We start from the raw sequence: 21,060 nt of genomic DNA, 5'->3' as shown, positions 1-21,060 counted from the left end.
GCTGCATAATAATATGATCTTTATTTTTCCAACACAATTTATTTACTGCGGGGAGATACTTATGTTTCAAACTGAATATACTACTAAAGAAAAACAGATATTAAAAGAAAAGTTATTTTGCGCTCATAAATACCTTCTCGAAAACAGCGACATGATAAACGCCGTAAAGATGAAACAACTGGCTCAAAAATTAATGAGCGGAGAGTTCACAATAGCTTTTTGCGGCCATTTTTCAGCAGGAAAATCAAAAATGATCAATACACTGCTCGGTGAAAATCTGCTTCCCTCCAGTCCTATTCCCACCAGTGCCAATCTGGTAAAAATAAGATGGGGAGATGACTGCGCCAGAGTCTTCTTCAAAAAAGAAAAACCACGCCTTTATCTTGCTCCTTACGATTACGAAATGATAAAAGAACACTGCCAGGACGGTGATCAAATCGAAAAAATTGAAATAGACGATTCCAGTCTCGATTTGTCGGCAGGCATAGCGATAATGGACACTCCGGGAGTAGATTCCGCGGACGATGCTCATCGTATTTCCACTGAATCTGCACTCCATTTAGCAGATTTAATATTTTATATAATGGACTATAATCACGTTCAATCTGAACTTAATTTTATGTTTACGCAAAATCTTATCAAGGCAGGCAAAGAAATATATCTGACCATTAATCAAATAGATAAACACTCCGAACAGGAAATTCCCTTTGCTGATTTTAAAAGAGGGGTGATCGAATCCTTTGCTGCATGGGGCGTGAGACCCGCCAAAATTTTTTATACCTCACTGACAGAAAAAAATCATCCGCATAATCAGTTCAGCGAATTAAAAGCCTTTTTAAAGGAGCGTTTGGACAGCAAGGACAGCCTGCTTCTGCATTCTGTCCAGCATGCGATGCAGAAAATTCTTGCCGATCATTTTGCTATCCGCAAGGAAAAAAATGAAACAGAACTCCAGCCTTTCAGAAAACTTTTATCGCAATTCAGTCCTGAAGAAAAGAATCACTTTAATTCTGATTACAATACTTTACGTGAAAAAAATGAATATTTGACACAAAATTTAACCGCACTGAAAAGCAATTTTGTCACTGAAATAGATAAAATACTTAATAATGCATATCTTATGCCTTTTGAAACCAGAGAGCTGGCCAAAAATTATTTGGCAGCCCGGCAGCCCGGTTTTAAAACAGGCTTATTTTTTGCCAAAAGAAAAACGCAGCTTGAAAAAGAAAAAAGATTGAATATTTTTTACAAAGCTATACTTGAAAAAACAAAATCACAAATCGAATGGCATATACATACATTTCTCAGCAATTATGTACAGGAAAATCATATAAATGACAGTTCAATATCAGCCGATATACAAACCCTTGACATATTATTCCCGATCAGTCTGCCTCTGGAGGCGGTAAAAGAAGGTGCCCGCCTTTCGGATGAATCCGTATCAAATTATACTGATGATGTATCCGCTGAAATAAAACATTTTACTAAAAATATACTTGCTCCTCTGCAGGACAGAATATTAACAGCAGTTCGTCATGAATTAACGGCATCACAGGAAAAACTCAAGCAGGAATCTGCAGATATGCAAAAATACATTTCCGCGCTGAAGAGAATTCAAGATCAGACAGAAAGCATATTGGATCAGCAGAAACAATTAGCTGCACTATTAGATCGGCCGCAGGCAATACCCGATGATTGTGAATTATTTACAGAAATGAAACAGGAATTTGAAATAATTGCAGGAAATAAAACTTTGAAAAAAAAAGTATTCCCGCCGGTACATTCTGTATCTACAGTTTCTGCTACTGCTTCACCCGCTATCCGTGACACAGAGGCTTCCACTGCAACTGCAGCCGGAAAATTGAAAACAACTGCGCAAAAGCTGCTGCAAACAGCTGCTGTCCTAAAAGATCTTTCGGGGTTTTCAAAACTCTCCTCAGAACTGCAGGATAAAGCACTGCGCCTGGATAAAAAAGGTTTTACAGTAGCTTTATTCGGTGCTTTCAGTGCCGGTAAATCATCCTTTGCCAATGCACTGATAGGCGCAAAAGTGCTGCCGGTATCCCCTAATCCCATGACCGCAGCTATCAATAATATCAGACCTGTGGATAAAACTCATCCTCACGAAAGCGTTATTGTCAAAATAAAAACAGAAGCTGACATTCTTACCGATCTTAACGGTGCTCTAAAAATCTTTGGCATACAGACAACTGATCTGGCTGATGCTGTCAGCAAGATAAAAGCACTGCCGCCAAGCAGCCGCATAGAGCAGGATCATGTTGAAAAAACCAGCTACTCTTTTTTACAGGCATTTATGCACGGCTACAGCAATTTTTCCGAGCAGCTTGGCATGACTATATCTGCAGGAATCAGTGAATTTGATGACTATGTGGCATTAGAAGAAAAATCCTGCTTTGTGGAATGGATAGATCTTTATTACGACTGTCCTCTGACCCGCAGAGGAATAACGCTTGTTGATACTCCCGGTGCAGATTCGGTCAATACACGCCATACCGGAGTTGCTTTTGATTTCATTAAAAATGCGGACGCCATTTTATTTGTCACATATTATAATCATGCTTTTTCCAGAGCCGACAGAGAATTTCTGATCCAGCTCGGGCGCGTAAAAGAATCTTTCCAGCTTGATAAAATGTTCTTCATTATAAATGCCATTGATTTGGCGGCTAATGACGAAGAAAAAGATGCCGTCGTATCTTACGTTCGCGGGCAGCTCATAAAGTACGGCATCAGAAACCCTTATCTGAGTACCTTATCCAGCCTGATGGCTCTCAAGGAAAAACAGAACGCGGGAGATTCTATTTCCTCCGGCATGGCTGCTTTTGAAAAAGCTTTTTACCGCTTCATAACCAACGACCTATCCGAAATGGTAATAGACTCTTCTGAAAATGAATGCAAAAGAGTCATTGCTCTCATAAAAAAGCTTATACTAAACGCTCAAAAAAATGATGTTCAGAAAAAAGCAGAAAAAAGCAGCATAAGCCGGCAGAGAAATTTAGTAAATGATATTATAGCTAATACTGAAGCAGAGAATCTGCAAAGAAAATCTGAACAAGAAACCGCCGAACTGCTTTATTATGTCAAGCAGCGTGTGTTTCTGCGCTTCAATGAATTTTTTCGTGAGTCTTTCAATCCTGCCATATTGCGTGATGACAGTCCTGCCCTCAAAAAAGTCTTAAAAAACGCACTTGACGATTTTCTCGAACAGCTGGGTTTTGATTTTGTGCAAGAGATGCAGGCAACGATGCTGCGCTTGGACCGTTTTACCGAAAAATCACTCAGCGAATACAGTGAATCGATTGCCCATTCCATTCATGAAATAAATACCGATCTCACTTTTACAGATTTTGAACTATCCCACAATGCAGAGCTTATCTTTGAAAATACTTTTACAAATATCCCCCGTGAAAAATTTTCCAAGGTAATGTCGTATTTCAAAAATGCCGTATCTTTTTTTGAAAAAGGTGACAATAAATTGATGCGTGACGAACTGCAAAAACAACTCGATAAATTTGCCGACGGCTATCTTACTGTACAAAAAGAAAATTTTAATCTTCATTATAATGCATTGCTCAGCCGTGAAGCAGACACTATTGCAGCAAAAATACTGGAACAGTCTGATGATTTCTATCTGGCATTAATTTCCGCGTTGGAGGATAAGAAAATATTGACAGAATTACTCCATGCCGAACAACAATTATCTGCTATTCATTGAATAGCAGATAATTGTTGTTCTTTATGCTCACCTTCAGCAAAATATTTTATGCCGCATAGAAACATTGCCTGCTACCCGGTTGAGCTTAAACTGCGCTGCGAATAAGATGCAGGATTTCTCCGCGCATATGCAAAAAATCATCACAATGGTAAATACTTTCTGTGTTTTCCTGGGCAGCAGAATAAGTGAATGAGGTTTTATATTCTCTGATTATCCGGCCCGGACCTTTCGCCATTACGAGCACCCTCGTTCCCAATGATAATGCTTCATCTACATCATGTGTTATAAATAGAATCGTGTTGTTCAATTCCAGCCATATTTTCCTGAGCATAGCCTGCATCTGTTCCCGAGTCAGGGCATCAAGTGCACCGAACGGTTCATCCATCAGCAGAACAAGCGGATTATTGATCAACGTTCTGGCTATTGCGACTCTCTGCTTCATGCCTCCTGATAGTTCATAGGGTTTATGATTTCTGAAGGCAAGCAAACCAACCTTTTCAAGATAATCTGTTATCAGATCTTCTGACTGCTTTTTGGAAAAATGCCTCATTTTCAAACCAAATCTTATATTTTCTGCCACGTTCAGCCATGGATAAAGCGGTGGCTGCTGAAAAACCACACCACGCTGCCAATCAGGACCTGCTATAGCCTTTGTACCGAATTGAGCTGTTCCTTGTGAAGGAAATATAAATCCGGCAATAATCTTCAGCAAGGTACTTTTGCCGCAGCCTGACGGACCCAGTACACATACGAATTCTTTTTTATTAAGGCTCAGATCAATGTTTTCCAGCACATTCGCACTATCTGCCGAATAAGCCAGAGATACATTGCTGAGTCTTATTATATTCTCTAAATTTTCCTGTTGCCTGACAGAAATCATACTGATAACTCCTAAATAAATTTTATTTTGTGGCGGCTTCAATAAAAGCCGGATTCACTGCTTTTTCAAATACAGCAATTTCCGGAACCGAATCAATTGCCTTTTGTTCCACCAGAAAATCTGCTGTATCTTTCAATGTCTTCACAAAATCTCCCTTTTTACTGCTTGTTCCGAGATACTGTTCTGTAAGCTGATCTTTTCCTGAAAGCCATAAAAGTTCTTTCATTTCCTTAAGACTTTCAGCCTGATCTATCTTTAGTTCCGATGCTACGCTCTGTGCTGCCTCGTCAGATTTGTCACTATATAATTTAAAAGCCTTTTCCTGCAATTGTACATATTTCTTTACTATATCAGGACATTTTTGCGCAAATTCGGTTCTTACAATGCCAACATCTGCCGTTACGATCCCCTTTTGCGCCAGCTCACGGCTGGTTACCAAAAGCTTGCCGTCATTAAGCAGTTTTCCCAAGGTAGGCTGCCATACATAGGCCGCATCAATATCGCCGCGCTGCCACGCCGCAAAGATTTCCGGCGGCTGCATATCAAGAATCCTGACATCTCCCTGATTTATTCCTTCAAGTTTAAGCGCATTAAGCAAACTATAATGTGTAGTCGAGCCTGAGGGGACAGCTATTTTTTTCCCTTTTAAATCTTTTATTGAATTTACTCCGGCGCTATTTTTTACCGCCAGTGCTTCATTATCCCCCTCCACGTCATGTATCCAGAAAACTTCATAAGGTATTCCCTTGGCAATACCTATAGCAGCCGGTGTTGAACCCAGTATGGCAATATCAATGCTGCCGGCCGTCATAGCCGTGTTGACATCACGTCCTGAATCAAACTGCTTGAAATTGACTTTGACTCCCAGCTCTTTTTCATACCATTGTTTGGCTACCAGCTCGTCATTGGGTATGGCCTGCAATCCTATCGTAATGGATTCGGGTGTTTCATTTGCAGTATCATTTTTAGCAGCCTGATTATTGCCGCAGCCGGCAAACAATAAAGACATAATTACCAGCACCATAAAACTTAAACTCAATTTGTTTTTCATCACTATGCTCTCCCTTATTCTTTTCCCTTCCATGGGATAATCTTATTTTCCATAAATTTCAACAGCACATCTAACATTATTCCGGTAATACCCATAATAAAAATTCCGACAAAAATCACATCACTGAGGAGAAATTTGCTGGCGTCAAGCACCATCCAGCCTATCCCTGTCTCGGCCGCCACCATCTCGGCTGCTACCAAAGTCGTGTAGGAAAATCCCAGAGCCGTCCGCAGGCCTGTAAAAAGATCTGGCAGACAGGCCGGCAGTACAACGTAAACAAATACCTGATATTTATTTGCTCCGAGCGTATAGGCCCCGGAGATATAGTCCCGTTTGATTTTCATCACACCGGAAATACAGGCAAGATATACCGGCGCAAATCCGGCAAGATACAACAGCATTATTTTGGAGCTGTTGCCTATTCCCATCCAGATGACCAGCATAGTATAATATGCCAGCGGCGGCAGCGGGCGGTAAAAACCTACCAGCGGTTCAAGAACGGCTCGTATTTTTGAATTATAACCGCTCAGAAGTCCGGCAGGAACAGCAGTAAGACAAACAAAAACAAACGCTGCCAATAATCTCTCAATACTGTCAAAAAGATGCGTTGACAGTGCCGCCCCCTTGTATCCTTCGCTCAGGATATCAATAAAGGTCTTATATACTTTGCCCGGCGGTGGTATTATCACCTCAGAAAACAGTTTCCACTCGGTTGCTGCATACCAACTTATAAAAATAACAGCCACTGTCGACAGTGTGATCAAGTGCTCGGTTGTCAGCCAAATTTTTGGTTTGCAGGGAAAATTTCTCTTGATTTTCACTTGTGAATCAGCCAAAGACATAACACCGTCCTTTCTTTTAAACTCTTATTTCTGCCAGGGCATTGTGAACAGCTGAAACGATTTTATCTATCTCATCTTTATTGACTACCAGTGCCGGAGCCAGCACCAACACGTTATTTTGCCCCGGTATACTGCGATTCATCTTTCCGATCAATACCCCGCATTGAGCTGCTTTATTTACTATTGCCGCCATGCAGGCTTCATTGATCGGCATTTTACTCTTCCTGTCACTGACAAGCTCTATGCCGACAAACAATCCTTTGCCTCTTATATCACCGATTATCGGCATATCCCTGAACTCATTCAGCTTCTCCAGTAAATAAGCTCCCATTTTTTCACTGTTGACAAATAATTGCTGTTCCTGCATGATTTTTATATTTTCCAAGGCAGCCGCGCATGCCCCCGCGCTCCCGCCAAAAGTACTGATATCACGAAAATAACCTGTTTTATCAGCTGATCCACTTATAAATTCATTAAAAATCTTTTCAGTCGCCATTGTAGCGGACAACGGCATATAGGAACTCGTTATTCCCTTGGCTGTTGTCACTATATCCGGTCTGACGCCCCAATGGAAATGACCGAAGGCTTTTCCTGTGCGTCCAAAACCTGTCACAACTTCATCTATGATAAGCAGTACGGCATATTTACGGCATATTTTCTGGATTATTTCAAAATATTCTGCCACAGGAATAATGATTCCGCCGCCTGCCGTAATCGGTTCAAGAATCAATGCTCCCACAGTATCGGGATTTTCCTGCCTTATGACTTTTTCCAGCACATGCGCGCATTGGATATCACAAGACGGATATTTTTTACCGAAAGGACAGCGATAACAATATGCCGCCGGGATACTTTTAAATCCCGGGACAAACGGTCCATAAGCCTCTGTCCTTTCTGCCTGTCCTGTCGCACTGAGCGCCGCCAGTGTAGTTCCATGATAATCCCGCTCGCGGTAAAGAATCTTGTACTTATTCATTTTATATTTAAGGCGGTTATATTGTCTTGCCAGTTTAAATGCTTTTTCATTGGCTTCTGAGCCACTGCTTGAAAAATATACACGGCTAAGCTCCGGAATCATCTGGCTAAGTTTTTGCGCCAGCAGAATAGCCGGCGGATTTCCGGCACTGCCGGAATAATATGGCAGTCGTACCAGCTGCCTGTATGCCGCTTTAGCGATCGATTCCTGCCCATAACCAGCATTGACACACCATACACCACCGGAAACAGCATCCAAAAATTCTCTGCCGTGTATATCCTTTATCCGGCACCCTTTTCCCTCGGCGATGATGAACGGCTCCTTATATTCAAAAATTTTATGCTGCGTGATATGATGCCATAAATGCTTCTTATCAATATCTATAAGTTCCTGTGTCTGTTCTATGTCTTTCAATATTTATTCCTCCCCAAAATAAAAAGACCGGAAAGCTGATATATCCTGCTTTCCGGCCTTTAGTTTTCTAATCGGCCGATCCAATAATATAATTATGAATCTTACTTTTTTCTCCTGCGTGTCAAATTAATGCAAAATTTATACATATCTGCGCGATATACACTTTTTTCATATTCCCATGGTCGCTCCTGCACATCGACCACCAGTCTTTTGGACAAAAGAGCACAGCATTGTGTATTGCTGAATAATTTGAGCAATTTTTTTTCTTCTGCCGTCGGAATTATAGCCGATATAGTTTGCTTGGCTTCCCATAGAGTGACGCCCAGATCATTTTCCAATATATCGTAAGTGGAAATATCGTTCAAATCATAGCTCAATAATTTCTTACCGACTCCCAATGGATAATATTGCTTTTCAATAACGATCGGCATATCATCTGCCAAGCGCAGACGCACCGTCTGATATACCTGATATGTACCGAATATTGCCAGAACATCCTGCGGTGCTTCCACTACGCCGCGATGCAGCAGTTGTATACTGGGTTTCATTCCCATTTCATTGACAATATCAAAATAGGTGCTCAAATTTCCCAGCCATTCCTCTATTGATCTCACAGACACAAAAGTTCCTAATCCCTGCCGTGTTTCTAGGACGCCCTCTTCTGTAAGTTTTCTGACAGCCCGCCTTACAGTCGCTCTGCTGACCTGAAATAACTCCATCAATTCATGTTCGGATGGAAGCCGTCCGGTATATGATCCCTTTAAAATTTCATTGCGCAAAAAAGTCCCGACCTGCAAATACAGTGGTACAGCATCATCTCTATCAAAGCGATTCATATTCTCACCGTCCGTTCACACTGCTCATAGTGACATTACCAGATGTTTTAGCAAACACTCCTGAATAATAATTTGCGAAACATTTTCCCCTGCATTCAACTGCCACCTTTCCAAAGCAGATTTTTACTTATAATGATATTATGATATCCGTACAAGTATAACTGCAGAACAATATTCACTCGCACATATTAGAACCGAACCATAATAACTATATATTCAACTTTCTGTTTATCAGATCAGCTGGCTCTGTATAAAAATCTTATTTGGTATATTATCACAAAATCTCTTAATTGTAAGTCATCTAAACGACAATTGACTTTTTATTTGCATAAAATTAAATCTAAACTGCCATCTCAAAGTAAGCATTATGAAAATCTAAAAAAAACGACTCATTCCCTAAAAAAGACAAATGAAATCAACACAGATAATAGATCTTCGCTCTAAAAGAACAAAGTACAGCAAGAAATATCCTGCTGTACTTGAGGTGATTAATTATTTATCGGTGAGATGAAATCCCACTATAAAAGTAAGCATTATGAAATTATCTGCAAATCAAAAAACAAATAAGAAGTTATGTGAACACAGTTTTAGCTTGACAGGCAATTTCAAGAGATGAACCATGATAATCAAAATTCACACGCACCCTTCCTTGATATTATTTCATGCTCATTGCACTTTCCTCCAAGATAGTACAGGTCAAAAAGGTGCGTACTTGTTTTTACTAACAAATACATTGTATAGAGCTTGGTTTATTATGGCTGGACGCCCATCCCGATATATCCACTCCTGCTATGTACAATCATGAACATGCTATGGTTCTGAGAAATTTATTAGGAGAGGGTGACCCAGAATTTTCTTCTGAAGTAAAATTCCCTATAAAATCTAACATGGTAATGTACGGTGGTCTGAAGGAAATTCCCCCAAGCGAAAAGAAGATAGTAAATCGGTTAGGCTTACGCTGGGCAAGTCCGAAAGCCTTAGCAGAAACTAGTGCTCCTGTACTGGACTGGCTGACTAAAAACCAAATAAAGCATCTTGCGGTTCACTTTGATTTGGATGTTTTGGACCCTTCTCTGTTCCGCTCCCTGCTTTTTTCTAAACCGGGAGAGCCTCCATTTAACGCTCCCAGCGGAGATATGACATTGCAGCAGATCGCCCGGCTTATTCATGATATCTACAAGCAAACAGATGTAGTAGGATTATCCATAGCAGAGCATCTTCCTTGGGATGCCCTCAATCTGCGAAATTTTATGACTGCTATCCCAATATTCAAACAATAAACATACCATAAAAACCACAAAATGAGGCTGCTGCATAAGTAAAAAATCACTCATGCAGCAGCCTCATTATTTCTCTATAATTTTATTTTATATAATATCATAATACAAGTTATTTAGATTACACGCTGGATATGTAAGGCAAGTAAACTGATTTCTTCCGGAAAAACATCTGTCTGAAGCTCGCTAACAATGTCAGTGCAGATTTCCGCAGCTAGTGCATAGGCCTGAGGAAAACTGGTTTGCACATATTTATTCATATCGACCGAAATGCGCTCGTGTTTTTTGATGCGCAAAATCATATAAGAAACATGACTCATAAGTCGATTATATTTGAGCGTATTCTTGGAAAAATTGCGATTTAAAGCAAGTTCAATCTTGTGAATGAGAATGGCAGCAAGTTTGGCATCTGCAAGACTTGCTGCTGCATTTTCACCCGAAAGCCCAGCGTGAATATGCAGCGAAAGATACCCAGTTTCTTCGACTGGCAGATGGATGCCAATTTTACGATAAATGACATTCAGTCCTTTCTTGGCTATATGATATTCATCCGGGAACATGGACATAATATCATGGTGAAATGGATTGGGTAATAATACCCCATTATAACTGCGCTTTACAGCCATGGCAATATGGTCGGCCATGGGCAGCAAAATATCTTTATTGATGTCCTGGAATTTTTTTCTGCCTCACTGATGATCTGCACCGCAATTTCAATAAAAATTGGATTAATGCTGTTGATTTTCTGTAATGCGCTGTTATTTCCATCGTTTGTCAGTGTATAAATTTTAGCATCATGAGTATCCTCAAGCCGTTCGCCATTCTTACGTCCAAATCCCAAACCTTTACCAATCAAAATGACTTCATGATGATCGCTGTCAAGTGCCAGAAGACTGTTGTTATTTAATGCCTTGATAATCCGGTACGTAAAAGCTCCCCCCCTTGCAGACAACAATTATTATTTATTATACCTTATAACAAGAAACTTCGTCATCTGCAGGAGGATTTTTTCTGTTATTTTTCTAAATAGGCAACTTCAGCAAGTGCTTCAATTTCACCAATCTTTTCCATATGAATTTCTTCATTTTCCTGCAGGCCTGTGAAAATTACGAGGCAAGCATCAGAAGCGGCTTTTTCCCTTATAAATGCTGCATCAAATTGCATGAGTTTATCACCTTTTTTAACCTGCTGGCCCTTTTCAACAAAGACTTCAAACCCTTGTCCTTTCAGGTTGACGGTATCTATACCAATATGCAGCAGATATTCCACTCCGTCTGATGTTTTCATACCTATGGCGTGTTTTGTATCAAAAACAAAAACTACCTCTCCATCGTCCGGAGCGACAACGGTGCCGTCCGAAGGATAGACGAAATAACCATCACCCATCATTTTACTGGAGAAAGCAGTATCAGGCGCTTCTGTGATCGGATGCACTGTGCCGTTAAACGGGGAATAAAGTGCATGCTTTTGTCTGATTACCGCTGTTTTCGTTTCCATTTCGAAAACTTTTGCCGCAGAACCTGCCGACGTCATTACGTCAAGTTCCGGTTCTGTTTCCGGAGCCGTTTGCAAATAAGTATCAAGATTGGTTTTGATAACAGTCACTTTAGGTCCATAGACGACCTGGACCCCAGTACCCTTGACTATCACTCCGACTGCACCCGTGGCCTTGAGCATTTTTTCATCGACGAGCGAAGAATCCTTAACTGAGCAGCGCAGCCGAGTTGCGCAGCAATCGACAGAAGTGATATTTCCTCTGCTGCCGAGGGCACGTGCGATAAGACTGCTCATTTCATCCGTATCGGCAGCATTGATACTGCCTTTATTTTTACGAGAGTTGACATCGGCTTTCATATAAAGCTTTGTTTCTTGATCATCATCCTCACGCCCGGGAGTTTTAAGATTGAATTTCTTGATGAGAAAAGTGAAAATAAAATAATAAAGAAAAAAATAAACAATGCCGACAGGAATGATATACATCCAGCTTGTTTTATCATTCCCCTGCAGAATGCCGAAAATAAAAAGATCAAGCAGTCCGCCGGAAAAAGTAAGCCCTACCGCTATGTTCAGCATGTGCGCGATCATATAGGCGGCACCGGCAAGTACGACTTGTACATAAAAGAGCATCGGTGCAACAAACAGGAAGGAAAATTCGATTGGTTCTGTAATACCGGTCAGCATACATGTCAGCGCCGCTGAAAGAAGCAACCCCTTGGCTATGCGTTTTTTCTCCGGCCGTGCGCAACGATACATCGCAAGAGCGGCACCAGGCAACCCGAATATCATGAAAATAAATTCACCGGAAAAATATCGCGTGGCATCAGCACTGAAATGCGTTACATCAGGCGAGGCAAGCTGAGCAAAGAAAATATTCTGGCCTCCCTGAATGAGATTGCCATCTACCATCATAGAGCCGCCGACGCCTGTCTGCCAGAATGGCAGATAAAAAACATGATGCAGTCCAAATGGAATAAGTGCACGCTTTACGATGCCGAAAATGAGTGTGCCAATATACCCCGTACCTGTGACAAGTCCGCCAAGAGAAAAAATTGCGTTCTGGGCAATCGGCCAAATGAAATACATTAAAATACCTACAAAAAGATAAACTATTGTGGAAATAATCGGAATAAATCTTGCTCCTCCAAAAAAGGAAAGTGCGTCTGGCAGTACTATCTTATGATATCGATTATGCAGCCAGGCTACACCGATACCGACGATGATTCCGCCGAATACCCCCATCTGCAGAGACGTAATGCCGGTGGTATTTGCTATGGTTCCTTCCAGTACTCCCGGGGCAACCGTACCGTCCGGCAGAACCTTTCCTGTAAGCTGAAGAACGGCATTGCAGGAAACATGCATAACAAAAAAGGCAATCATGGCAGAAAGAGCCGCAACCTCTTTTTCGGCTTTCGCCATACCAATAGCGACCCCAACGGCAAAAATAATCGGCAGATTGCCAAAGATAATATTGCCTGCGCTGCTCATTATAGTAAGCAGTGCATGAAGTACAGTACCATTTCCCAGAATACCTTCAAGACCATACATCTTAATTGTATTGGCGTTAGTAAACGAACTGCCGATACCTAAAAGCAGCCCGGCAATCGGCAGGATGGCAACCGGCAGCATAAAACTGCGGCCGACACGTTGCAGCACGCTGAAAATTTCGTCTTTCATAAATCTTATCCCTTCTTTCTGTGCTACGATAACGTAACTAAAATTATTGTTTTTCTATCTACTAAACTAAAATAAAGCCTATAAAAAAAGCATTAACTATACTCCGCCTTTTTCAGCGAAGAATAGTTAATGCCTGCCTTACCAGTAACACACTAATATATATCCATATTATAAAGCTATGACAAATAAATTGCAAGTCTGCATGAAAACTAATACTGAATTTATTTATTGGATTAGAGCTCCGTGAATCTGATGCTTATTAAACCATTTGACATAATCGTATAATCCCAACCGAGGAAGCCTTGCTTGTGGAGCTTAACCCTCATTTATCGAGTCCCATAGATTTTTCGATTTTTGCGGAAAATCTCCACAATGGCTTGAGTTAGTTCATCATCTTTCTTTCGTTCCTGCAAATCGTAATAATATATTATTTTCGCCATTGTCTTTTTTATTTCTGCTCCGATATAATATTTCTCATCATCCTCAGTATTTTCGTTATTCTCTAAAAAAAGCTTCAATAATCGCTGTGAGTAACGGCCTAAAGTGCCCAAATCACTATAAACGGTATCAATACTACATTTTTTATTCCATAGCTTCCATTATTTTTTCCCAATTTTCCCCAAAAATGCACAAAAAAATCTCCCAGCAAAACGCTGGAAGCTTTGATTTTACTATGGTGCACCAAGCAGGATTCGAACCTGCGACACACGGCTTAGAAGTTTGACATATAAATGGCCTGTAAAGCTTGATATATAAGAGGTTAAGTCAATTTATTTTGTTTTGCGATGATATTCTAAAATATTGATATATCAAGCTTTTGTTGACTGTTTATAATTACTGTTACTCCCTGATTGCTCCCCAGGTTTGAGGCTGATTACTGAAAATCTGAGAAAACATTATAGATAGAGCTTTTTTATTAAAGCACATATATAAACAAATTTAGGATAGCATGTATTTATAAAAATAATTTTTTAAGTAACTTGGGGAACAATATCGTTTAAGTGATTTTACTTCAGCCATAGAAAATGTTGTTATTTTAATATTAGATAATTTAATCGTACGTTCATTGTAAATATTTACAAGCTTCAAAACTTCATTAATTAGTTTAACTATGTTAGGTTGTTTAGATGATATTATATCTTGTAATATAATAATAGTATCATTATTATATTCTTTTTTAACATGAATAGAATTTGAATATTTAGCATATATACTGTACAAAACCTGATAATCAATATTAGTATGTTTTAATTTAGCCTTTAGTTCCCTATAAGCGAGTTTATCTATTTTATTGAAATCACTATCAATGCTTATAGAATATAGATATTTTAATAATGATTCGACCATAATTCTAAATAATATATTTATTCCGGTTGAATCATTTAATGGAAGATATAATAAAAGTTTATTTAAAGCATCTTGAAATCTAGATAAAAATATCTCCCAACAATCATTATCATTTTGAATAGCATATTTGCTTAATATAGAAATAGATAAATTTACCTCTTGTATTATTTTATAAAAATCATAGATATTAATATTTTTTGCAATAGCTGATTCCGGAAAATTTTTTTTTATAAATTCTAAATATAAATTAGTTTCATCCATTAAGTTTATTCCTTGAATATTTTAATAGCAATTCTTTCATATAATTATTTTTGTTATAAGTTATATTTCTTTTTTTATTTTTGTCAGCTAATACAGTGTCAGAACAATCTTCATAATATTGGAATATTATTTCACATATAGTAGATTTATACTCTAATACTTGATCATCACTAGAACCTAATATTATCTTTAAAAACTTTCCTAATAATAGTATTCTATTTTTAAATACATAATCTTTAAAAGACAGATTTAACTTATCTAAAAAAGGTTGAATATCCTTTGTGTGTTTAAAATAATCTTTAGAAAGAAAGAATGTTGGTATAATAGAGCATAACTCAAATTTTATTTTTTCTGGCTGATTAGTATTTTTTAAAGTTTTTATGTTAATAAAAAAAAGTGTATTATTCTCCATTCAACTTTTTCATCCTTTCTATGAATTCTTTTCCTATCGCGGATAATTCATTTATCAAATTCTTATCTTGACGATCAATAATAAATTTTGATAGCTTTGTTATTGCCATTTTAGGATAATCAAAAAACAAGCTATCAAAAAAATACAAGTTGGAAAAAACACTCTTAATTCCACTCATGTTCGTATAATATGTTTTTGATTCAGAGTGAACCATTGTGAATATAACGCCTAGATTTTCTAGTTTTTTTACTTGAAAATTGGCACTATAAGTTTCTTGCATATCATTTATAACTCGCTCCAATAAATCTAATCCCAATAGAGAGTACGCATCAGGTTTTAATGGTACAAAATAAAAGTCTGACGCTAACACAGCCGCTACTGTATAAAAAGAGTATGTAGGGGGACAATCAATAAAAATATAATCATATTCATCTTTAAGATTATTTTTGTCAATAAAATTGAATAATCTTTGCTCTGAAGCACCTGTACCTGTTTCACGTTCCATAAACACTGTATCTAAATCTCCAGGAATAATAGATAGTGTATTTGATAATTTTTTTATTACATTATCTATACTTGTGGAGGTTAAATGATGTTTACCCTTTAAAAACAATTTATCTATTGAAGGAAGTTCTTTTGATATCTTACAATCAATTAGTTTGGGTTCTCCTGTAGTTTTATCAATATCTAAAATATTAAACCGTTCAAATAATGACTGTGTACAATTTGATTGTGGATCTATATCAATAACTAAAACTTCCTTATTTTCTACTTCACTAAAATAAACAGCAAGCTCTTTACATAGAGTTGTTTTCCCAACGCCTCCTTTCATATTTAAAAACGAAATAACATTTCTTATCATACTAATTCCCCCCATGAAAGATTAATATTGTTATTCGATATTTAATATGAAAATCCTATGAAATATAATTATAATACTTTATTTAATAAATGTAACAACATATTTGGGTTATATGATCCTCCTTTAAACTAACCGCATAAAAAAAAGTTCTACACCTACAAGATGTAGAACTTAATTAAATAAATATATCCTTTCGCCTGAATTCCACAGGCTCATCAGTAAGCTTAGCTTAGAGGTCGGGAGCATATGGTAAAATATCAACGATAAACTCTAAAAGTAAAAATTTGGTAATAGTTAATTTCATAATAAATCCCCCCTTGAGCATCAACACGATTTGATTATTACATATTATATAGCCTATCGTCATCAGTATAAAGGTAGCTACTCCCGTATAGACATAATATCACATTATGTTTCGACATATATATTGTATCAAAAAAAATATATGTTGTCCATCTAATATAATATAAAAAGCAATATTATATTAATAAATTAACACTTTCAACAATTGATTATACTAACCTAAAAAAGCCCCGGCACTGGTTTTTCACACCAACGCCGGGGCCTTAAAATTATTACCAAGTATATTCTAATTTAACAATCGTTGCTTTATTATCAAAATTATAATCTACACCAACACCGAGATATTTCCCATCCTTCGTAATTTTTTTTGCAACTGAATAGCCAATTTCTTTAGGACTTGGATCGTCTATTGCTTTCGGTGCGTAGCTGACTGTATGAAGAATTTTTTTGTAAGCTTGAACATTATACTGGTTCAGGCTTATTTGCGTGTCTGCGGGCAGTTTTGACGTATCTACCGTTTCAGCAGGATTTGCCGGATCAGTCACGATTGCAAAATCGGCGCTGGCTTTTTCCTGTGCAGTTTTTTCGGCTGCCGGTGCCTGCGCTGCTGTCGTGTATACGACATATTGCGGTTGCTGCCCGGACGTGACGATATATTTTATCTGCTGCGCCGCCTCCTGTGCCTGCCCTGTCGATATAGGCACCTGTGCATTATCTGCAGCAGTTTCTACACCTGCTTGTGTTTCAGCCTGCTCTTGTGATTCGGTCGTCACCGGCTGGGCAGGATGCAGATGTTCATATAAAAGATATGCGCCGACTCCTATCAAAACAAGAATCAGCGCACCAGCAATAACCTTTTTATGATTTTTTATAAAACCGATAACAGCCATATTTTCACCTCACATTGTCAGCCGAGCAGCAATGTAAATGAGAGCTGCGATCTTGGCCGCATTAAACACATCAGTCTTATGCTTATCCCACCAGCTTGTAACGTCTGTCTCTGCTGCCGTGACCGTTTCTTTGGCTTTGGCAGCCAGCTCTTTTTCAGCGTTTTCAATCTTCTGCTCAAGATTTTTGATTTCTTCTGCAAATAGGTCTGCACCCTTGGCTGTCAGATCATCGGCCGCAACCTGTAATTTTTCGATGTCGGCTTTAATGGCCGCGGTATCATCACTCGTAGCCTGCGCCGGTGTGAACGTCGTTGCATCGGTTTCGGTTGCTGCCTGTGTTGCTGTATCCTGTGCTGCAGCCTGATCAACGGTTGCTGTCTGTTCCTGAGTCTGTGTGTTTTCATCTGCCATATTTAAAACTTCCTTTCAAAATTATTCGTAATAAATGCTTGCATCATACGGTAAATCGTCGCTGTAATGGTCCGTATACTGCCATATTCTTGACACACGGTCGGGATTTTCTGCCTTAAAACTGTCTTCATGATATCCATATTGCGCGCTCCAGATAGGCACATAATCCGGCAGACAAGTTAAGTCAATCTCATTTGTCAGCCAGTTATATGAGCTGTATAAGCCGACATAATTATAGCCAACGGCATTAAGCGCAGTGATAAATGCCGTGATTGGGTATACAACGTTTTGCGGCCCGACCAGCATACTGTTATCCTCTGCATCGTACCAGATGCCCAATTCCGGATTTTTACCGTCCAGATAAGTTTTTATCCATGTGTCCACCTGCGCCGCTTCAGCTTTTGCGGTATCAATATCAGCAGCATGTCCGTAATAATACACGCCGTATTTCAGGCCATGGGCAACCGCGTTATTGACATGGTCTATAAACATATCATCAAGCTTTGAGCGTTCGCCTATTTTCAAGATGACGCCGCCGAAGCCGGCATCGGCAATCGCTTGCCAGTCTACATTTTCCTGCCATGCAGATAAATCAATAATTTTCATATTTCAATTTCCTCCGTAAGCTTGCAAGGCACGCTTATATCGCAGAAATACAGCGTATTGCCCTGCATACAGACAAAACCAGGCAGCGAAGCAATAAGGCTTTCGTTCGGGCAGTTAGACTGATTAAAGATATCCTTTATTTTGCTTTTTGTACCTTCGTCAAGATACTCATTTTGCGTCACTATTTTGATTGTCATTATTCATAACCCCTTTCTTTTGCATGGCCATGCTGATGCGGCCAGCAACATTCATACCTGCCACCGCCAAAATGACGGTTTCCGTCAGGTCTTTAAGATTTCCGGGGATGTCCCCGGTCCGGAAGCACTCAACACCGGATACTGTCACCAGCGCAAACAGGCATAAAATAAGCGCCGAGAGCTTTTGCTCATCTGCGCTCAGGAAATCCCATATGTGCTTTTTATCATTCAATTTGCATCACCTCTTTCCCAGATAGATTTTTATGATCACCTCCTTCATTTGTGCACCGCCGCATATACTGCGATTGCAGTAGTGATGCACCATGCGATTGTAGCTGTATAACTTTTTTTAGCTTTATCCCGCTCATCAAGTATTGTCTCAATGCGGGCTAGTCGGATACCAAAATCGTCGATTTTGTCAAAAAGCTTCCTGATCGAATCTTCACTCACAGCTTCACCGCCTTACTTTGCTGTTGCTGCTGAATCATTTGAAGCCGTATCTGTCGTAGCTGCGGCCGTTGATTCCGTCGTGGTGCTCTGTGCAATATAGCGTGGGCAGTCAGGATTTGTACAACTTCCGTCATCATTTTGTTTGTGCGCGCAAATAAAACATCTTTTAGTCAGTGCCATCTTCTATCGCCGTCCTTTTTGTGGTATATTCGGTTTTTAAAACCGTATAATCAGCTTTTATGCTCGCCTGTGCATCTTCATCATCTGCCAAAGTAGCCACACCCAATGAATTTACAAGCTGATCAAATTGCGGATTATATTCAGTATCTAAAGCATCAAGTTTTTGCTGTTTGGTTAATGTTACCGTAGGCACAGCAAATTTGCTGTCTGCGTAGGTATATCCTTGCTGTACAGTATCATCACACTCAATAAATTGTGCGACTATATCAGCAGTAAATCTGCCTACCGGACTTACGTCTGTTATTTCTTGTACTACTTCATTTGCTACTCTTGCCCATTTACTCATGTTTTCAACTCCTTACTGTTGATAAATAAATATTAGTATGATACAGTTTTATTAAAATATAATTGGGGGAATATAGATGGGAAATGTATTATATAAAAATGGATTTTATGACAAAGAAAATGATGGCATTCGTAATTTTAATTGGATGAGCCCAGATGCAAAAATAGTAATAGATAATCCATCTGAAAATGAATGGTTATATAGTGAAGTTGGCTATCCAGGTGCTATCTTATCAACTATTAGTTTTTCTACCAATAATGGTAAATTTAGACATACCATAAAATTACGCCCAGGCTGGCATTATATAGGAATACCTATTTCTTTATTATCTAATTATCCTTCAATAGATATTTCAATATCCGTAGATTATAAACATCAAGCTCCCCATGATACTCGTAATTTGGGGATTATGGTATCAAAATGGAAAACAGGAACGCTTGATAATTTAGACTTAAAAACTAAAAATTCTATATTGCTATATAACGACTTGCTTAGAAATACTGTTGTTAATTCATATCCAATAGAGGTTACTCTTGAGTCGACTAAGAAATGTAATTTATCTTGTGTAATGTGTTCATATAATCATTGGGATACAACTAATAATACTGCTGATTTTGACTTTGATATGTCTTATAGTGAGTACGTAAAACCAATAATTGCTTCTGCTGATTTAATAGCATTGCAGCTGTGGGGAGAACCATTAATGAGTAAGTCATTATTTCCATTACTTGATTTGATAAAATCAGTAAATGCGTCCGAGCAGGATGTAAGATTTGTTACTAATGGTACATTACTTTCAGACAGAAATATTAGTAAATTACTTGATTCAAGCTTAACTCATATAGATATAAGTACTGATGCTGCTACAAGCATTACTTATAGAAAAATAAGAGATCGTGATTTTAGCAAATTAACGCAAAACATAAAAAATCTCACAACGCAAAAACATTCTCATCATAAAAAACTTAATATATGCTTAAATATGTGTGCAATGCGAGAAAACATTAATGAAGTCGTTGATTTTGTAAAATTAGCCCATAATTTAGGTGCAGATAAATGCCATATTAAACCGTTATTTAATCGACCTGATGAAGATATGCGAACTGTTAATAGAAACAATTGGGCTTTTTATTATCCACAACAAATGCTTGATTACTATCCTTTAAAAACTCGTGAAATGCTAAATAGTGCAGTATCTACAGCGAAACAATTAGGTATTGAGTTAATATACAATGCACGCACATCTTTATCAAATATCAGCGGAGAAAAAGATATGCCGTACCCACTGCCCGTTGATGAATTTAAGCATTTATTATCAAAAGAAGAAGTTGTCACTACTAGTTCTCATAAATCTAATGAAATTTGGAATGATGCATTATATTGCGATTTACCTTGGACAACAGCATTTATTGAGACGAATGGGGATGTGCATATTTGCTGTTTATTAAGCGAAGTCACACCGCCAATTGGCAATATAAAAAATAATAGTTTTATGGAAATATGGAATGCACCTGTTTTGCAAGAAATTAGAAAATGCTGCGCAAATAATACAGTTCATCCGTTGTGCAAACAAGCTTCATGCTCTTACGTTAAGAACAGACAATAATAGTAC

22 protein-coding genes are annotated in these 21,060 nt (G+C 38.5%); 3 read left to right on the top strand and 19 right to left on the bottom strand.

Annotation, left to right across the window (positions count from 1 at the left end):
- The first annotated feature begins 61 nt into the window (after positions 1 to 61).
- Positions 62 to 3,733, top strand: a complete 3,672-nt coding sequence (locus NXG61_RS08720; protein WP_307222291.1) for a dynamin family protein — start codon at positions 62 to 64, stop codon at positions 3,731 to 3,733.
- Positions 3,734 to 3,818: 85 nt separating this feature from the next.
- Here the strand turns inward: NXG61_RS08720 and NXG61_RS08715 are convergent, their stop codons facing one another.
- The 5 genes from NXG61_RS08715 to NXG61_RS08695 form a co-directional block, all read right to left on the bottom strand.
- Entirely contained in the window at positions 3,819 to 4,613 is a 795-nt protein-coding gene (locus NXG61_RS08715) for an ABC transporter ATP-binding protein (protein ID WP_196605820.1), read from the bottom strand.
- 22 nt (positions 4,614 to 4,635) lie between these two features.
- Positions 4,636 to 5,664, bottom strand: a complete 1,029-nt coding sequence (locus NXG61_RS08710; RefSeq protein WP_307222293.1) for a taurine ABC transporter substrate-binding protein — start codon at positions 5,662 to 5,664, stop codon at positions 4,636 to 4,638.
- Between the two features lie 14 nt (positions 5,665 to 5,678).
- Positions 5,679 to 6,506, bottom strand: coding sequence for an ABC transporter permease subunit (locus NXG61_RS08705; protein WP_307222295.1), 828 nt, complete (start codon positions 6,504 to 6,506; stop codon positions 5,679 to 5,681).
- Between the two features lie 16 nt (positions 6,507 to 6,522).
- Complete coding sequence (locus NXG61_RS08700; RefSeq protein WP_307222296.1) at positions 6,523 to 7,896, bottom strand: aminotransferase; 1,374 nt, start codon at positions 7,894 to 7,896, stop codon at positions 6,523 to 6,525.
- Positions 7,897 to 7,997: 101 nt separating this feature from the next.
- The gene (locus tag NXG61_RS08695) at positions 7,998 to 8,732 is read right to left on the bottom strand and encodes a GntR family transcriptional regulator (protein WP_196605816.1); all 735 of its coding nucleotides are present in this window, start codon (positions 8,730 to 8,732) and stop codon (positions 7,998 to 8,000) included.
- Between the two features lie 728 nt (positions 8,733 to 9,460).
- On the opposite strand from NXG61_RS08695, the gene NXG61_RS08690 reads away from it, so the two are divergent.
- Entirely contained in the window at positions 9,461 to 10,012 is a 552-nt protein-coding gene (locus NXG61_RS08690; RefSeq protein WP_432748998.1) for an arginase family protein, read from the top strand.
- 113 nt (positions 10,013 to 10,125) lie between these two features.
- Here NXG61_RS08690 and NXG61_RS08685 read toward each other — a convergent pair whose 3' ends face one another.
- The 14 genes from NXG61_RS08685 to NXG61_RS08620 form a co-directional block, all read right to left on the bottom strand.
- Positions 10,126 to 10,653 (bottom strand): PRD domain-containing protein, encoded by a 528-nt coding sequence (locus NXG61_RS08685; RefSeq protein ID WP_307222501.1) that lies wholly within the window; start codon positions 10,651 to 10,653, stop codon positions 10,126 to 10,128.
- Complete coding sequence (locus NXG61_RS08680) at positions 10,626 to 10,964, bottom strand: CAT RNA binding domain-containing protein (RefSeq protein WP_432748908.1); 339 nt, start codon at positions 10,962 to 10,964, stop codon at positions 10,626 to 10,628. The genes NXG61_RS08685 and NXG61_RS08680 overlap by 28 nt, the downstream gene beginning before the upstream one ends.
- 59 nt (positions 10,965 to 11,023) lie before the next feature.
- Positions 11,024 to 13,183 carry a PTS transporter subunit IIABC gene (locus tag NXG61_RS08675; protein ID WP_307222300.1) on the bottom strand — a complete coding sequence of 720 codons (2,160 nt, stop codon included), beginning with the start codon at positions 13,181 to 13,183 and terminating at the stop codon, positions 11,024 to 11,026.
- Between the two features lie 939 nt (positions 13,184 to 14,122).
- Positions 14,123 to 14,791, bottom strand: coding sequence for a hypothetical protein (locus NXG61_RS08670; RefSeq protein ID WP_307222302.1), 669 nt, complete (start codon positions 14,789 to 14,791; stop codon positions 14,123 to 14,125).
- Positions 14,784 to 15,203 carry a hypothetical protein gene (locus NXG61_RS08665; protein WP_307222303.1) on the bottom strand — a complete coding sequence of 140 codons (420 nt, stop codon included), beginning with the start codon at positions 15,201 to 15,203 and terminating at the stop codon, positions 14,784 to 14,786. Before NXG61_RS08665 ends, NXG61_RS08670 begins: the two co-directional genes overlap by 8 nt.
- Positions 15,193 to 16,065, bottom strand: coding sequence for a ParA family protein (locus NXG61_RS08660; RefSeq protein ID WP_307222305.1), 873 nt, complete (start codon positions 16,063 to 16,065; stop codon positions 15,193 to 15,195). The genes NXG61_RS08665 and NXG61_RS08660 overlap by 11 nt, the downstream gene beginning before the upstream one ends.
- 575 nt (positions 16,066 to 16,640) lie before the next feature.
- Positions 16,641 to 17,258, bottom strand: a complete 618-nt coding sequence (locus NXG61_RS08655) for a hypothetical protein (protein WP_307222308.1) — start codon at positions 17,256 to 17,258, stop codon at positions 16,641 to 16,643.
- A 9-nt stretch (positions 17,259 to 17,267) separates the two neighbouring features.
- On the bottom strand, positions 17,268 to 17,669 hold the full coding sequence (locus NXG61_RS08650) for a hypothetical protein (RefSeq protein ID WP_307222310.1): 402 nt from the start codon (positions 17,667 to 17,669) through the stop codon (positions 17,268 to 17,270).
- Between the two features lie 21 nt (positions 17,670 to 17,690).
- Positions 17,691 to 18,275, bottom strand: a complete 585-nt coding sequence (locus NXG61_RS08645) for a GH25 family lysozyme (protein ID WP_307222312.1) — start codon at positions 18,273 to 18,275, stop codon at positions 17,691 to 17,693.
- The gene (locus NXG61_RS08640; RefSeq protein ID WP_307222314.1) at positions 18,272 to 18,472 is read right to left on the bottom strand and encodes a hypothetical protein; all 201 of its coding nucleotides are present in this window, start codon (positions 18,470 to 18,472) and stop codon (positions 18,272 to 18,274) included. Before NXG61_RS08640 ends, NXG61_RS08645 begins: the two co-directional genes overlap by 4 nt.
- On the bottom strand, positions 18,444 to 18,704 hold the full coding sequence (locus NXG61_RS08635; RefSeq protein ID WP_307222315.1) for a hypothetical protein: 261 nt from the start codon (positions 18,702 to 18,704) through the stop codon (positions 18,444 to 18,446). Before NXG61_RS08635 ends, NXG61_RS08640 begins: the two co-directional genes overlap by 29 nt.
- A gap of 44 nt (positions 18,705 to 18,748) precedes the next feature.
- Positions 18,749 to 18,922: a hypothetical protein gene (locus NXG61_RS08630; protein ID WP_307222316.1), complete on the bottom strand. Its 174-nt coding sequence runs from the start codon at positions 18,920 to 18,922 to the stop codon at positions 18,749 to 18,751.
- Between the two features lie 12 nt (positions 18,923 to 18,934).
- A complete protein-coding gene (locus NXG61_RS08625) occupies positions 18,935 to 19,102 on the bottom strand; it encodes a hypothetical protein (RefSeq protein ID WP_307222318.1) in 168 nt (55 codons plus the stop codon).
- Positions 19,089 to 19,448 carry a hypothetical protein gene (locus tag NXG61_RS08620; protein WP_307222319.1) on the bottom strand — a complete coding sequence of 120 codons (360 nt, stop codon included), beginning with the start codon at positions 19,446 to 19,448 and terminating at the stop codon, positions 19,089 to 19,091. Before NXG61_RS08620 ends, NXG61_RS08625 begins: the two co-directional genes overlap by 14 nt.
- A 76-nt stretch (positions 19,449 to 19,524) precedes the next feature.
- Between NXG61_RS08620 and NXG61_RS08615 the strand changes: the two genes are divergently transcribed.
- Positions 19,525 to 21,054 (top strand): radical SAM/SPASM domain-containing protein, encoded by a 1,530-nt coding sequence (locus NXG61_RS08615; protein WP_307222320.1) that lies wholly within the window; start codon positions 19,525 to 19,527, stop codon positions 21,052 to 21,054.
- The last annotated feature ends 6 nt before the right edge of the window (positions 21,055 to 21,060 follow it).

It is taken from the genome of Pectinatus haikarae (assembly GCF_050916305.1).
Taxonomy (GTDB): Bacteria; Bacillota; Negativicutes; order Selenomonadales; family Selenomonadaceae; genus Pectinatus; species Pectinatus haikarae.
The sequence above is the reverse complement of the archived record's forward strand: the minus strand, read 5'-3'. Positions and strand labels throughout refer to the sequence as shown.